Raw genomic sequence first — 13,736 nt, 5'->3', positions numbered from 1 at the left:
TTATTCAATTTAATGAAATGTTCGTATATGGCGAAATTATTGTATGAAGGTTATAGCGACAAAACTCCTACAAAATTTGTGCGCGAAAAATTTGGAGATATTACAGTTTACAACCAAAATGCTAAATCACTACTAACAAAAGCAACTGGTTTTATTGCTGCTTATGACTTTACTCTTAATCCTTATCGTGGTTGTCAATATGGCTGTAGTTACTGCTATGCTGCTGCATTTAGCCCTAATCATCAAATGCGTCAGGATTGGGGTAAATGGGTAATTTTTAAGGAAAATGCTGCGGAAGTTTTAGCAAGGGAATTAGAAGCTTGGTGTCGAAAAAATCCTAATCAACCTCCCAGAATTTATATGAGTAGTGTTACAGATCCTTATCAACCTTTGGAATCTAAACATCAATTAACTCGTAGTTTATTAGAAGTAATGCTTGATTATCGTCCACATTTAGTAATTCAAACTCGCAGTCCAATTATTACTAGAGACATTGATTATTTACAAAGGTTTCAAAGGTTGCGAATTAATATGAGCATTCCCACAGGTAGCGAAGTTGTCAGAAAAGATTTTGAACCCCGCTCTCCTAGTATTAAAGCTAGATTAAATGCTATTATGAAAATACGAGAAAGCATTGATAGTTTGAAAGGTTTTATTCCTAAAATTTCTATTACTATTACACCTCTACTTCCAACACTAGCCAAAGATGAAGATACGTTTATTCAAAAATTAGCTATTGCAGATAGAGTGGTAATTCAGGACTTTCATGCTAATAATAATCGTTCTTTAGTCGCGGGAACTCGTCAAGAAGCTGAAGAAATTAAACAAAAGTATGATTGGTGGTATAATTCTCAGCAGTTGAGTTATCAACGATTTAAAGAAAAGTTAATATCTCAACTTCCAGGTGTAGAAATAAAAGAAGGAAAGGATGGTTTTGGTTATGAGTAATTTTATTATTAATTGGTGGAGAAGTCAGCAGTTAAAATCAGCATTACGGCGTAGTGATCACCAAAGTGCTGTAAAAATTTTGCAAGAAATTCAAAAATCAGGAGCGAGTTTTTCATGGTTAGAGAAACTATTTAGAGATAAACTTCAACTTGAAAGGACTTCCCAGGAAAATAAACGGGAAATCACAAATTTAAAAAAACAAATAACGGAAGCAACAGAATCAAAATCTCATCTCTCATTAAAACCTGATAGAGAATTTATTAAGTATATATATCAAACTTTTGAATTAGTAGATCATGATGAATATAAACTACAAGTTACAGGAATTGACCAGAGTATATTTGATGATTTGGAAGTTGCACTATTCAAATATCTTCAAGAACAATTTAGTAAAATTACTAAACAAAAATCTGAACAAAAATTAATAATAGATTTAAAAGATGCTCTTGATGATATTAATGGTTTAAAAGCCGGAAAAGATCCAGAATATAGTCTTAATCTAACTCCTCATGTCTATTTCATGAAGTATTTTCTAGAAAATGTATATTGTCTCTATTTATTCTGGTTTTTAATTTACCAAAATGAGTTGCTACCAACTAAATTAAATATTCTTGATATTGCTGCTGGACCGGGAACAACAGCTTATGGTTTAGCTTTATTTCTCCAAAGTTGTAGCAGCTTTTTTAGCATTCCCCAAATGCACGTATCTTACTATTCCTTTGAAAAACAAGACACTTTTCAGTATCGTGGACTTCAATTTTGGCGTAAATATATTGAGTCGCAAATAAATCCTATAAATAATTATTTTCGTTTTGTTACTGCTGATATCTTTTCTTCGGAAGAAAAATATAGTAATATTCCGAAAAACTTTTTTAATTTTATTGTCATTTCTCATTGTTTTTTTGCAGATGATTCTAAAAGAATTAAGGCTAATAATATATATAAAGAAATATTTACTAATAGTTTAAGTAGTCAAGGTTATGTAATGCTTATTATCCAGGATAAAAAGTTATTTAAGGCTTATAATACTTATCGGACTGAAGATAAAGAACAGGAAAAAAATGTAGTATATAAGTTTGTAGAAGAACTGGGACTAAAGTTAGTTTGGTATAAATATCTAACCTCAACTGGTCTCAGAAAAAGTTCTACCATTGTTGACTTTGCGAAATTTGCTCGAGAAAACTTACCCAAACAAGTTTATATTAGTTCTATGCTTAAAAAGTATTTTGATCAAAATTATGAATCTAAATATACATTAGATGATTATGTAATCATAGCGAAAAACCGGGTATAGATTGCAATGTTTAGCAGTTTTTAAATAGGGTATGTTAAATATACCCACCAGTACAAACTCTTATGAAAATCAAAAATTTGAAAAATGGTATAATCTGACCTGGTAATTATCAGAAAAGTATATGGCTTATTGGTTATTTCAAGGAAACCCCAAGTATTATCGGGTTTTAGACGCTATCGAGCAGTTGGAAGAAATTCCTTGGTTGGTAACTCGTTATGCTAAAGATATCGCTGCTGGTGATGGTGTTATTATTTGGTTATCTGGTAGTCAAGGGGGAATTTATGCGACAGCAGAAGTGATAGAACCCGCTCAATTCTTGACGGAAATACCAGATAAGAAATATTGGGTAGACTCTACAAGGGCTTTGGGAAAACAACAAGCGATAATTAGATTTACAAATAAATTCGTAGAATCTCCTTTACTGAAAAATCAGTTACAAGAAGATTCTGTGCTTAAAAATTTATTGGTGCTTCGCGCTCCCAATTCGACTAATTTTAAGGTAAGTTCAGAAGAGTGGGAACAGGTACAAAAATTAATTCAGGAAAAGTAGGAAATATTAAAAATAATTTTGTTCCTCAAAGTGTTATGAAAGAGTTTTTGTCTGGTTGATATTCTATGATCATGGAGAGTTGAACTTCTCTAAAATTGACTAAAATTCAACTCTATTTAACTAAACTGTTCAATAATTCCCCCACCTAATACCTTGTCTCCGTCGTACCAAACCGCAGCTTGTCCGGGTGTAATGCTGAACTGTGGTTCATCAAATACCAAACGCACGCGAGAATCTTCTAAAGGAATTACTGTCACAGCTACGGGTTGAGAACGATAACGAATTTGTACTTCTGCTCGTACGGGTGTTACAGGTTCAGCAATAGAAACCCAATTTACTCTATTTATTGTACATTCTGACTGAGTTCCTTTGGTGCGATCGCCTACAACTACCCTGTTATTAACAGCATCTAAAGAAATCACATACAAGGGTTCGGCCGCAGCAATACCTAAGCCTTTTCGCTGACCAATTGTGTAATGATGAATACCATCATGTTGGCCTAAAATTTTGCCAGTAGTATCAACAATATCACCGGATTTGGGAGCTAAATATTTATCTAAAAATGCCCGCATAGAACCGTTACTTTCTACTAAGCATAGATCTTGACTTTCCGGTTTATCAGCGGTTTTTAAATTGTATTCTGTAGCAATTCTCCGGGTATCGCTTTTATTCAATTCACCCAGGGGAAAAATTACAGCCCCTAATAAATCTTGGGATAAATCATAGAGAAAATAAGACTGATCTTTATTGCGGTCAACGGCTCGTAACAATTGGTAACGATTAGTAGCGTCATCGTAACGAATTTTGGCATAATGACCTGTAGCGATGCGATCGCATTCTAATTTTTCCCTTGCATATTCCACCATTGGACCAAATTTCACTGTTTTGTTACATTGAGAACAAGGTAATGGCGTAATTCCCGCACTATAACCTGTCACCAAAAAATCAACAATTGACCTTTGAAAGACATCCCGAATATCAACAATTTCATGGGGAATACCCAATTGTTGGCAAATATCAGCCGCGTCGATCATTCCTTCAGAGCAACATTGCCCCTTGCCTTTCATTAGCCAAAGGGTTAAACCAATTACATCATAGCCCTGATTATGTAGCATAGCGGCGGCTACGGAACTATCAACGCCACCAGAAAGACCAACGACAACTTTTTTCATAATTCACACTTTTCAAAGTGCTTGCGGCTTATTTTCGTAAGAAAGGGGTTTTTTATTTGCTCACAAAGTGCGAGGTTTTCCGATTGTAGCATATAGGAGAAATTTTCCTGTTAAAGTAATCCATATATCGAATAGTTCATAGAAAATTTCTGTAAAAGCTGGTAACAAATATGTCTAATCTACAAGTCAGTTACTTTACTCCTTTATCTATGTTATCTTTGCTTGCGGGTGGGTATTGGGCGTTAATATCCGATTGTACTCCAGTTCAGGCTCAAATCCCCAAGAATAGTCAATTTTTAGCACAGAGGACGCAGCAAGTACAACCGGGGGAATTGAACCAGTATAACCGAAATTTTGAACGATATTTTGTTTATGTTGATAGCAGTGATTTTCAAGTATTGCAACGAGTTAAGCAAGTTGAAAGCAATGCCTATATCCGCAATTATAATGGACGTAATGTGATTCAATCTGGTGTTTTTCACAAACAATCTAATGCCGAGATTAGGGTGAGAGAATTGGAATTAAATGGTGTTTTTGGTGCTAGAATTGTTAATGCTGCAAATCTAGAAGTAATACCCAATAATCCTGATAAACAAAAAGAAAGAAAATACTACTATATCGTGATTCCTAGTCATCATAATAATTTAAGTTCTTTTGGTAGAGAAATTCGACAGAAAATAAGTGCAAATATTAGTGTAATTATGAGAACACAACCACGGGGAGCGCATATAGCTATAGGACCTTTTAGTGACAAATCTGAAGCAGAAATATGGAATAGCTATTTTCAAAATTCAGGTTACGGTAATGCTAGAGTTTATTATGGAAAATAGGGTAATTGGTAATTGGTAATTGGTAATAGGTAATTGGTAATTGACAACGAACAACTGACAACTGACAAATGACAAATGACAAAAGAACAATTTGTAGTTACCGCAGCGCAAATGCGAGATATTGAAACCAGAATATTTACCGCAGGAATGCCTGTAGCTGCTTTAATGGAAAAGGTAGGAGGATTAATTTTCCAACGCTTACAAACTATTATTTCTCCAGATAAATCTGTGGGCATTTTAGCAGGTCCAGGTCATAATGGAGGAGATGCTTTAGTAGTAGCGCGTGAATTGTATTTTCACGGTTATAAAATTTGGATTTATCAACCTTTTTCTAAATTGAAAGAATTAACTTCACAACATTTTCAATATATTCAAAGTTTGAAAATTCCCTGTTATCAAGAAATTAACGAATTACCAAATTGTGATTTCTTAATTGATGGTTTATTTGGTTTTGGTTTAGAAAGACAAATTACCAACTCTATAGCTGCTGCAATTAATCATTTTAATCAAACAAATCAACCTATTATTAGTATTGATATACCTTCCGGTTTACACACAGACACAGGGGAAGTTTTAGGAACAGCTATTCAAGCAAGTTATACATTTTGTTTGGGTTTATGGAAACAAGGTTTATTACAAGAACAAGCATTACCTTATGTTGGTAAAACTGAATTAATTGATTTTCATATTCCTTTAACAGATATTCATGCTATTTTAGATAAAGATAATGTTCCCCAAATCAAACGCATTACTAAAACAACAGCATTATCTACCCTACCCTTACCCCGTCCCCTGATTACTCACAAATATAAACAAGGAAATTTACTATTAATTTGTGGTTCTCGACGTTACGCAGGTGGAGCAATTTTAACAGGTTTGGGTGCGCGAGCTTCTGGTGTAGGAATGTTATCAATTGCTGTACCAGAATCTCTAAAAATGTTGTTAGTTTCCCATTTACCAGAAGCGTTAATTATCGGTTGTCCTGAAACAGAAAAAGGAGCAATTGCTAATTTACCATTAGTAGGGTGTGTTAGCGATAGCGCAACGCACCTGATAGACTTAAATTCATTTACTACAATTGCTTGCGGACCGGGTTTAACTAAAGATAATATTTCTATTATTCCCGAAATAATTGAATGTGAATGTCCTCTAATTCTCGATGCTGATGCTTTAAATATCCTAGCACAATTAGGAACTATTCCCACATTAAAATCACGAAAATCAACCACTGTAATTACACCCCACACGGGAGAATTTAAGCGTTTATTTCCCCATATTGATTACACCAATAGAGTCAAAGCAGTACAAACAGCAGCCCACGAAAGTGGGGCGATAGTCCTGCTCAAAGGGGCAAGAACGGCTATATCTAATCCTCAAGGTGGTGTTTGGATAAATCCCGAAAGTACCCCGGCCTTAGCCCGTGGAGGCAGCGGTGATGTATTAACTGGTTTGTTAGGTGGACTATTAGCACAAATTCCTCCCCAAGAACTTACCATAGAGGATTTAGTCGCAAGTGCGACTTGGTGGCATTCTCAAGCCGGAATTTTAGCAGCACAAGCAAGAACAGAATTAGGAGTTGATGCTTTTACACTGACACAGTATTTAATCTCAGTTTTGCAGCGATGATAATTAGGAAAGAGGCAATAGGTAATAGGTAATAATTAATTTTTACCAATTACCAATTACCAATTACCAATTAATTACTTAATTGTTACCTTACCACCAGCTTCTTCAATCCGCTTCTTGGCATCCTCAGCAGCGTCCTTAGCTACACCTTCCTTAACAGCTTTAGGAGCAGCTTCTACCAAATCCTTAGCCTCTTTCAGTCCTAAACCTGTAATTTCACGGACAATCTTCAAGACAGCAATTTTCTTGTCAGCAGGTACAGAATCCAAAATTACATCAAACTCGGTCTTTTCTACTACTTCTTCAGCCGGAGCAGCAGCACCAGGGGCCATCATCACCATACCACCAGTAGCAGCAGCGCTAACACCAAAGGCTTCTTCGATTTGCTTGACTAATTCAGAAGCTTCTAATAAAGTGAGGGCTTTCAATTGTTCTAAAATTTGTTCGGTTGCAGCAGACATGGATATAACTCCTAAATAATTTTTGATTTGTTTTGATTTGTCAGTTGTCATTTGTTAGTGGTTAAGCACACCACCATTAATTAGTGCGTTATGTATTTGCTAATACACACTAAGAAGCACTTTCGGAACTATCACCATTTTCTTTTTCAGCGATAGCTTGCAAAGCGCGAGCCAAGGAACTGGGAACTTCGTTGATACCAACAGCCAGCTTGGTAGCCACAGCGTTGATAGCACCGGCGATTTGACCCATGAGTTGTTCTTTAGATGGTAAGTCTCCTAGAGCCTTAACATCAGCTTCACTCAGGACACGACCTTCCATGACACCACCGCGAATTTCTGTTTTCTTGGTGGCTTTTTGGAATGCTTGATAAGCTTTAATCGCGGATAAATCTTCTTTAACTAGCAGAAATGCAGAAGAGCCTTTCAGCAATTCTGACATTGGCTCCCATTCTTTCTGATCCTTAATGGCAATGCCCATAAAGGTGTTTTTTGTCACCTTACATATAGCACCACTAGGACGGAGTTGCTGACGCAAATTGGTGATTTCGGCAACTGTTAGCCCCTGATAATCAATTACCAGTGCTAAAGTTGACTTACTCAAGGTTTCCTTGAGATCAGCTACTATCTCTTTTTTGTTTTCTAACGTTCTTCCCATACTTATCTCACTTCCAATGTCAGTTGTCATTGGTCAGTTGTTAGTTGTCAGTTGTCAGTTGTCAGTTGTCAGTTGTTAGTTTTTACTCTATTTCCTGTCACCTGTCACTTATCACCCATTACCTTTTTGCTGACCTGCCGAAAACAGTTAACCCTAGCTAACTTAGCCAGGGTTTCAAAGTGGTATTTTTAATACTGTTGTTGTCACAGTTTGACTGTTTAAACTTCAGATAGTTAAAATTACAACCTCGGCAGGATATTAAGCTATTAGCACCTGCTGTCTCCGGCTTTATCTATTTAATTTTGGTCATTAGTGATTAGTCATTGGTCATTAGTCATTGCTGATTATACTCATCTATCACCAATTACCAATTACCCATTACCAATTACCTATTACCAAATTATGCAGCTTCAGTGAGTTTTAATTCCCGTAGGGCGTTGATATCAATGGCAATTGATGGACCCATAGTCGAGGATACATACAATGACCGCCAATAACGACCTTTAGCACCAGAAGGACGGTTACGGTCAATGGACTCTTGTAATGCCTTCAGGTTGATTAATAAATCTTCAGGTGAAAAACCAGCCTTACCAAACATAACATGAACAATCCCAGTCCGATCAGCCCGATATTCTAATTTACCAGCTTTAAATTCGGCGATCGCACTACCGATATCAAAGGTTACTGTACCACCCTTGGGTGACGGCATCAAACCACGGGGACCTAGCAATTTACCCAGCTTTGCTACCTGTGGCATTACATCTGGTGTCGCAATCAGCTTATCAAAGTCCATGAAGCCTTTTTGAATCTGCTCAATCAGTTCTTCTGAACCAGCTATATCAGCACCAGCGTTAGTCGCTTCTGTGACTTTTTCCCCTCTAGCGATCACTGCTACCCGGATTATTTGCCCCGTTCCTTTAGGTAATGCTACTGTTGTCCGTAACTGCTGGTCTGTATACTTGGGATCAATTCCTAAACGGATATGAGCTTCAGCAGCTTCGGCAAATTTAGCGGTTGCTGTTTCTTTTAACAGAGCTAATCCTTCTAAGGGCGTATAATCCCTATCTTCTACTTTTTCTAGTAACGCCCGCAAGCGGCGTGACACTTTTTTTACCATTTTTTTCTCCTGGGGTCATCTCGAAGTTGTGCTTCTCCCCCGATATGATTTTAGATTTTGGATTTTGGATTTTCGATTTGGCTATTAGTTATTCACTCAAAAGCACAAACTCAAAATTTATCACTTAATTAATCTGTGATAGTTACGCCCATGTTTTTCGCAGTTCCCGCCACAATTTTCATGGCTGCGTCAATATCGTTAGCGTTGAGGTCGGGAAGTTTGGTTTGAGCAATTTCCCGTAACTGATTTCTACTAATGCTACCAACTTTCTTTTTGTTGGGTTGCTCTGAGCCTCTTTCAATTTTCGCCGCTTTCCGAATCAATACTGATGCTGGAGGGGTTTTGAGTACAAATGTAAAACTTCTGTCTTCATAAACAGAAATTTCTACTGGTATCACCATTCCCGCTTGGTCTGCTGTTTTAGCGTTGTACTCTTTGCAGAACATCATGATATTAACACCATGTTGACCCAGTGCAGGACCAACTGGCGGTGCTGGGTTGGCTTTCCCAGCATTCAGGGCCAATTTAATGACCGCTACTAATTTCTTCGCCATTTGTATTTAGCTCTGTTTTTTAACCTGATTAAATTCTAATTCTACTGGTGTATCTCGTCCAAAGATTGAGAGTAGAGCTTTTAGTTTACTCCGTTCTGGGGAAACTTCAATTACCTCGCCTTCAAAATCCTTAAATGGACCAGAAAGTACCACTATCTTATCACCTGTAGCCATATCAATTTTGACTACTGGTTCTTGTTCCGTGGCTTGTTTGAATATGCGTTCAACTTCCGCAGGATTTAAGGGAACTGGCTTCACGTGGCCACGACCTCTACCGCTACCACGCTTTTGCTCCGCGCCCACAAAGTTAATGACGTGGGTGGTATTTCTTACCACTTGCCATGTATCATCACTCATTACCATGCGTACTAACACATATCCAGGAAAAACCTTTTCTTCTGAGGGCTGACGTTTACCATCTTTACGGATTTTCACCGTTGGTGTGTGGGGAATTTCCACTTGGATGATTTTATCAGCGACATCAAAAGTTTGGATACGTTGCTCTAAGTTTGTCTTGACTCGTTTCTCGCAGCCGGAAGCTACTTGCACTGCATACCAGCGTAACTCTTTAGACGCTGTTCCCAGGGCTTCCTCCGACTGCAATTCTAAATTACGTGGTTCGTCTGTTGCAGAAGTCATCAGAACACCTGTTTTGCTGCCCAACTGAACAATCCATCGACCAAGTATATCAAGGAGGCGGAGAGTGTAACCATTAATAGCACAGCTGCTGATTCACTCACCAACTGTTTCCGACTGGGCCAAACTACTTTTTCAAGTTCTTCCTTTGTTCCTTGGAAAAAATTGTTTAAGCTAAACCCATTTTCGGTTGCTGGTATTTCTGCTTCGTTTTTTTTGGCCACAGTCGTTATACCCTCGTTTCTTGAATAGCTTCACCTTGTGATTTTTTCAAGGTTTACAGTTTCGACCTTTTAGGAAAGCTATGTTTTCAAAAAATTATACCCGAAATAATTGACGTTTTCTGCTGTTTTGGCAGTGACGTTATTGCTTCGGGCAATATTTTTCTTTTTGAGCGCGCCCTGGAGGACTTGAACCCCCGACATCAGGTTTTGGAGACCTGCGTTCTACCAACTGAACTAAGAGCGCACAAGCTTTTCTCTTTTTGGTCATTGTGATCAACTTTTTTTAGTCTAACACAATTCGACTCTAATTGTCATCTAAATTGTTACTTATTTTTTTATTTTTGGCAAGTTAGCGGCGAATGCCGCTCACAGCTTGGGTTTTGTCTGTTAATTCCCCCTATGGAATTAGAGGGCGCGGTCGAATCTTTGTTTAATGCGGGTTGCTTTACCGACCAAGGCGCGTAAATAGTAAAGTTTAGCACGTCTAACTTTACCACGACGTAATACCTTAATGGTCTCAATCCGGGGAGAATGGAGTAAAAATACCCGTTCTACACCCACACCTTGGAAAACCTTACGAACTGTAATGGTTTCGTTAATACCACCATTCCGCATGGCTATAACTACACCTTCGTAGGGTTGGACGCGGTATTTAGTACCTTCTTTGATTTTGACTCCGACTTTTACTGTGTCACCGACATAGATATCAGGTAAATCAGATTTCAATTGTTCCGCTTCAATTGAGCGAATAATCTCTTGGGCGTTCATTACTTTTCTGTTTTCTGAAAAAACTCACAATCACTAATTATAAATCTATAATCGCCCCATAGTCCAGCTATTTATTGAAAGACTCACGGAGTTAGGAGTTAGAAGGAAAGAAGGAAGAATAAAATTAACTAATGACCACTGACCACTGACAACTATCACCTATCAACTGTCACCTATCCACTATCCACTAACAACTATTAACTATCAACTATCACCTGTCAAACATCACCTGTTAACTATCCGCTAATAACTATCACCTGTCACCTGTCACCTGTCACCTATCACCTATCACCTATTACCTATCACCTATCACCTATTACCTGTCAACTAACCAATTTCTGTTGTAAAATAGACAGTATCAGGATTCAGGGGGAACCAGGTAACTGGTCTTAAACGCCTATAGAGACTATTTTTGGTAATATTCAAGGTTTAAAGTCCAGCCAGCTAAAACAACTCCAGCGGCTGTACCATCAGCGGATATCAGGGGATTGTATTACTACATCTGAGTTTGCACAACGTCTTGCAGCAGTTAGTACGGAAATTAATCAACCTGTTTGTACTTATATCAACCGTCGTGGACAAGTGATTCGGGTTGGTGTGGGTACTCCGCGTCAAACTCAAATCCCACCCATGGAAATACCTCGCTACGGTGCTGAACGTCTGAGCGGAATTCGCTGTTTATCTACTAATCTCAAGTCAGAACCACCAAATGAGTCAGCATTGACGGCTATGGCTTTACAAAGATTGGATGCTTTGGTAGTTTTAAATATTACTGGGGGCGGATTTACTAAGCGTGGTGGTGGTGCAACTGGATACGTGAAAGAAGCTTATTTAGCCCACCTTGTGGCTAATAATAGACAGTTAGTGACTACTAAATCTTCTGATATTAGTATGGCTGATCCTGGTATATATTCCCACATATCACCGCCTCTAAGTTTAGATGCTTTGGCTGACCAGGATTTTCTCGAATTGGTAGAAAATCTAGAAGCGGAATTTAGTCGGGAATACGTAGCTCAGGAAGTGGACGGTGATCATGATCGGGTGGTCATTGTAGGAGTATTAACGGATAATACTAGCCCGCAACAATTCGAGGATATTATAGCAGAATTGGCACGGTTGGTAGATACGGCGGGGGGTGATGTATTACAGACTTTACAACAAAAGCGATCGCGTATTCATCCCCAAACAGTTATCGGTGAAGGTAAGGTCCAAGAAGTTGCTCTCACGGTGCAAACTCTCGGCGCTAATTTGGTAGTATTTGACCGTGATCTTTCACCTTCCCAAGTCCGCAATTTAGAGTCCCAAATTGGGGTCAGAGTAGTTGACCGTACGGAATTAATTTTAGATATTTTTGCCCAACGCGCTCAATCTGGTGCTGGTAAATTACAGGTAGAATTAGCACAGTTAGAGTATATGTTACCACGACTCACTGGCAGGGGTCAAGCCATGTCCAGATTGGGAGGTGGTATTGGAACTAGAGGACCTGGTGAAACCAAGCTAGAAACGGAACGTCGGGCTATTCAAAAACGCATTTCTCGACTACAACAGGAAGTTAATCAATTACAGGCACATCGTTGTAGATTACGTCAACGGCGACAACACCGAGAAGTTCCCTCTGTGGCTTTAGTTGGTTATACCAATGCTGGTAAATCTACTTTACTTAATGCTCTCACTAATTCAGAAGTATACACGGCTGACCAATTATTTGCTACCCTTGACCCCACCACACGGCGGTTAATGCTTCCCCACGCGGAAACCGGCGCACCCCAGGAAACTTTAATGACGGATACTGTAGGGTTTATTCATGAATTACCTGCGTCTTTAATGGATGCCTTTCGCGCTACTTTGGAGGAAGTGACAGAAGCGGATGCTTTACTGCATTTAGTAGATTTATCTCATCCTGCTTGGTTAAGTCATATTCGCTCAGTTCGGGACATACTCGCGCAAATGCCCATTACACCTGGTCCAGCGTTAGTGGCTTTTAATAAAATTGATCAAGTTAGTAGTGAAACCCTGGCTTTAGCGAGGGAAGAGTTTCCCCTAGCGGTTTTCATTTCTGCTAGTCAGCGTTTAGGTCTAGAAACATTGCGTCAACGGTTATCACTGCTTATTCAGTACGCTGTTGACGGTGGTTGATAATTTTTAGATCCCCGACTTCTTAAACAAGTCTGGGATCTAAGCTTAATGAATAATCAAACTATCTTTAGTCAGTTCTAAAAAATCATAATTCATAAATAACTCAACCATTTGGGAAATATTTTGGATAAAAATTTGCTCAATTTGTTTATTACTAATATTACCTGTTGTTATTAATAGTAGTTTGTAAGGCTCTTTTTAGATTAAAAAAGAATCTAAAAAATCTTTATCTTTAATAATAACAATTCTCTGTTCTATGATTGATAATTTGTTAATTTCTGAATCTGGAGTGGCATTTTGTAAAGGTAGATTTTTGGTGTGTACAACATCATAACCTAATTTTTCCAATAAATTTGCAATACGTTCTGGTAATTGAGCATCAATTAAGAATTTCATGAAACTAATTGTCGAATACTTTTAACTTGAGTGAGTTGAGTAGCAAAGGTGAGAACTGCTAAAATATCTTCGTATTCTAAATCATCATAATCTTCTAAAATATCATCAATACTCATTCCTGAACTCAAAAGTTCTAAGATCATTTCTACAGGATAGCGTAATCCACGAATACAGGGTTTACCATGACAAATATCATGGTTAATTGTTATTCTCTCTAATACTAAGTTATTCATGATTTTAAATATTATGATTAGACTAAATTAATTATAATATAAATATATCTCTGACTCATAAAGATGATTTAACTATCTCGCAATTATAGTGCGTTACGCTGTCGCTAACACACCCTACATTAGTATTTTAATAATT

At 37.8% G+C, this 13,736-nt stretch carries 16 protein-coding genes, 1 tRNA gene and 1 other annotated feature; of the genes, 6 read left to right on the top strand and 11 right to left on the bottom strand.

Going from position 1 to position 13,736, the window contains the following annotated elements; translation table 11 throughout:
- Positions 1-27: 27 nt before the first annotated feature.
- The 3 genes from ACIR131C_RS0120995 to ACIR131C_RS0120985 all read left to right on the top strand — a co-directional run bounded on the left by ACIR131C_RS0120995 (position 28) and on the right by ACIR131C_RS0120985 (position 2,792).
- On the top strand, positions 28-948 hold the full coding sequence (locus ACIR131C_RS0120995) for an SPL family radical SAM protein (RefSeq protein WP_028091739.1): 921 nt from the start codon (positions 28-30) through the stop codon (positions 946-948).
- On the top strand, positions 941-2,242 hold the full coding sequence (locus tag ACIR131C_RS0120990; protein WP_028091738.1) for a hypothetical protein: 1,302 nt from the start codon (positions 941-943) through the stop codon (positions 2,240-2,242). Before ACIR131C_RS0120995 ends, ACIR131C_RS0120990 begins: the two co-directional genes overlap by 8 nt.
- Before the next feature lie 121 nt (positions 2,243-2,363).
- Positions 2,364-2,792 carry an EVE domain-containing protein gene (locus tag ACIR131C_RS0120985; RefSeq protein ID WP_028091737.1) on the top strand — a complete coding sequence of 143 codons (429 nt, stop codon included), beginning with the start codon at positions 2,364-2,366 and terminating at the stop codon, positions 2,790-2,792.
- Between the two features lie 116 nt (positions 2,793-2,908).
- On the opposite strand, the gene mnmA is transcribed toward ACIR131C_RS0120985, so the two are convergent.
- On the bottom strand, positions 2,909-3,964 hold the full coding sequence (gene mnmA, locus ACIR131C_RS0120980; protein ID WP_028091736.1) for a tRNA 2-thiouridine(34) synthase MnmA: 1,056 nt from the start codon (positions 3,962-3,964) through the stop codon (positions 2,909-2,911).
- Between the two features lie 170 nt (positions 3,965-4,134).
- Between mnmA and ACIR131C_RS0120975 the strand changes: the two genes are divergently transcribed.
- Positions 4,135-4,794, top strand: coding sequence for a hypothetical protein (locus ACIR131C_RS0120975; protein ID WP_028091735.1), 660 nt, complete (start codon positions 4,135-4,137; stop codon positions 4,792-4,794).
- Positions 4,795-4,869: 75 nt separating this feature from the next.
- Positions 4,870-6,420, top strand: a complete 1,551-nt coding sequence (locus ACIR131C_RS0120970; RefSeq protein WP_028091734.1) for a bifunctional ADP-dependent NAD(P)H-hydrate dehydratase/NAD(P)H-hydrate epimerase — start codon at positions 4,870-4,872, stop codon at positions 6,418-6,420.
- Between the two features lie 74 nt (positions 6,421-6,494).
- Here ACIR131C_RS0120970 and rplL read toward each other — a convergent pair whose 3' ends face one another.
- The 8 genes from rplL to rplS all read right to left on the bottom strand — a co-directional run bounded on the left by rplL (position 6,495) and on the right by rplS (position 10,835).
- Positions 6,495-6,881 carry a 50S ribosomal protein L7/L12 gene (rplL, locus tag ACIR131C_RS0120965; protein ID WP_028091733.1) on the bottom strand — a complete coding sequence of 129 codons (387 nt, stop codon included), beginning with the start codon at positions 6,879-6,881 and terminating at the stop codon, positions 6,495-6,497.
- Positions 6,882-6,990: 109 nt separating this feature from the next.
- A complete protein-coding gene (gene rplJ, locus ACIR131C_RS0120960; RefSeq protein ID WP_028091732.1) occupies positions 6,991-7,536 on the bottom strand; it encodes a 50S ribosomal protein L10 in 546 nt (181 codons plus the stop codon).
- Between the two features lie 136 nt (positions 7,537-7,672).
- Positions 7,673-7,840 (bottom strand) — a sequence feature (ribosomal protein L10 leader region).
- Between the two features lie 96 nt (positions 7,841-7,936).
- Positions 7,937-8,653: a 50S ribosomal protein L1 gene (rplA, locus tag ACIR131C_RS0120955; RefSeq protein WP_028091731.1), complete on the bottom strand. Its 717-nt coding sequence runs from the start codon at positions 8,651-8,653 to the stop codon at positions 7,937-7,939.
- 128 nt (positions 8,654-8,781) lie between these two features.
- Positions 8,782-9,207, bottom strand: a complete 426-nt coding sequence (rplK, locus tag ACIR131C_RS0120950) for a 50S ribosomal protein L11 (RefSeq protein ID WP_028091730.1) — start codon at positions 9,205-9,207, stop codon at positions 8,782-8,784.
- A gap of 6 nt (positions 9,208-9,213) precedes the next feature.
- Positions 9,214-9,846, bottom strand: a complete 633-nt coding sequence (nusG, locus tag ACIR131C_RS0120945) for a transcription termination/antitermination protein NusG (protein WP_028084802.1) — start codon at positions 9,844-9,846, stop codon at positions 9,214-9,216.
- A complete protein-coding gene (gene secE, locus ACIR131C_RS0120940; protein WP_028091729.1) occupies positions 9,846-10,067 on the bottom strand; it encodes a preprotein translocase subunit SecE in 222 nt (73 codons plus the stop codon). Before secE ends, nusG begins: the two co-directional genes overlap by 1 nt.
- 171 nt (positions 10,068-10,238) lie before the next feature.
- Positions 10,239-10,311, bottom strand: a tRNA-Trp gene (locus ACIR131C_RS0120930).
- Between the two features lie 161 nt (positions 10,312-10,472).
- Positions 10,473-10,835, bottom strand: coding sequence for a 50S ribosomal protein L19 (gene rplS, locus ACIR131C_RS0120925; protein WP_028091728.1), 363 nt, complete (start codon positions 10,833-10,835; stop codon positions 10,473-10,475).
- Between the two features lie 399 nt (positions 10,836-11,234).
- On the opposite strand from rplS, the gene hflX reads away from it, so the two are divergent.
- Complete coding sequence (gene hflX, locus ACIR131C_RS0120920) at positions 11,235-12,971, top strand: GTPase HflX (RefSeq protein ID WP_028091727.1); 1,737 nt, start codon at positions 11,235-11,237, stop codon at positions 12,969-12,971.
- Between the two features lie 198 nt (positions 12,972-13,169).
- On the opposite strand, the gene ACIR131C_RS27010 is transcribed toward hflX, so the two are convergent.
- Positions 13,170-13,367 carry a DUF5615 family PIN-like protein gene (locus ACIR131C_RS27010; protein WP_231395520.1) on the bottom strand — a complete coding sequence of 66 codons (198 nt, stop codon included), beginning with the start codon at positions 13,365-13,367 and terminating at the stop codon, positions 13,170-13,172.
- Positions 13,364-13,600 carry a DUF433 domain-containing protein gene (locus ACIR131C_RS0120910; protein ID WP_028091726.1) on the bottom strand — a complete coding sequence of 79 codons (237 nt, stop codon included), beginning with the start codon at positions 13,598-13,600 and terminating at the stop codon, positions 13,364-13,366. The genes ACIR131C_RS27010 and ACIR131C_RS0120910 overlap by 4 nt, the downstream gene beginning before the upstream one ends.
- Positions 13,601-13,736 lie beyond the last annotated feature (136 nt).

Source organism: Dolichospermum circinale AWQC131C (genome assembly GCF_000426905.1).
Lineage (GTDB): Bacteria > Cyanobacteriota > Cyanobacteriia > Cyanobacteriales > Nostocaceae > Dolichospermum > Dolichospermum circinale.
The sequence above is the reverse complement of the archived record's forward strand: the minus strand, read 5'-3'. Positions and strand labels throughout refer to the sequence as shown.

Bases quoted from the DNA above. Each gene is read 5' to 3' on its own strand.
- mnmA (WP_028091736.1), bottom strand. From the start codon at position 3,964: ATGAAAAAAGTTGTCGTTGGTCTTTCTGGTGGCGTTGATAGTTCCGTA.
- ACIR131C_RS27010 (WP_231395520.1), bottom strand. From the start codon at position 13,367: ATGAAATTCTTAATTGATGCTCAATTACCAGAACGTATTGCAAATTTA.
- ACIR131C_RS0120970 (WP_028091734.1), top strand. From the start codon at position 4,870: ATGACAAAAGAACAATTTGTAGTTACCGCAGCGCAAATGCGAGATATT.
- nusG (WP_028084802.1), bottom strand. From the start codon at position 9,846: ATGACTTCTGCAACAGACGAACCACGTAATTTAGAATTGCAGTCGGAG.
- rplS (WP_028091728.1), bottom strand. From the start codon at position 10,835: ATGAACGCCCAAGAGATTATTCGCTCAATTGAAGCGGAACAATTGAAA.
- ACIR131C_RS0120995 (WP_028091739.1), top strand. From the start codon at position 28: ATGGCGAAATTATTGTATGAAGGTTATAGCGACAAAACTCCTACAAAA.
- rplJ (WP_028091732.1), bottom strand. From the start codon at position 7,536: ATGGGAAGAACGTTAGAAAACAAAAAAGAGATAGTAGCTGATCTCAAG.
- ACIR131C_RS0120975 (WP_028091735.1), top strand. From the start codon at position 4,135: ATGTCTAATCTACAAGTCAGTTACTTTACTCCTTTATCTATGTTATCT.
- ACIR131C_RS0120910 (WP_028091726.1), bottom strand. From the start codon at position 13,600: ATGAATAACTTAGTATTAGAGAGAATAACAATTAACCATGATATTTGT.
- rplK (WP_028091730.1), bottom strand. From the start codon at position 9,207: ATGGCGAAGAAATTAGTAGCGGTCATTAAATTGGCCCTGAATGCTGGG.
- rplL (WP_028091733.1), bottom strand. From the start codon at position 6,881: ATGTCTGCTGCAACCGAACAAATTTTAGAACAATTGAAAGCCCTCACT.
- ACIR131C_RS0120985 (WP_028091737.1), top strand. From the start codon at position 2,364: ATGGCTTATTGGTTATTTCAAGGAAACCCCAAGTATTATCGGGTTTTA.
- rplA (WP_028091731.1), bottom strand. From the start codon at position 8,653: ATGGTAAAAAAAGTGTCACGCCGCTTGCGGGCGTTACTAGAAAAAGTA.
- ACIR131C_RS0120990 (WP_028091738.1), top strand. From the start codon at position 941: ATGAGTAATTTTATTATTAATTGGTGGAGAAGTCAGCAGTTAAAATCA.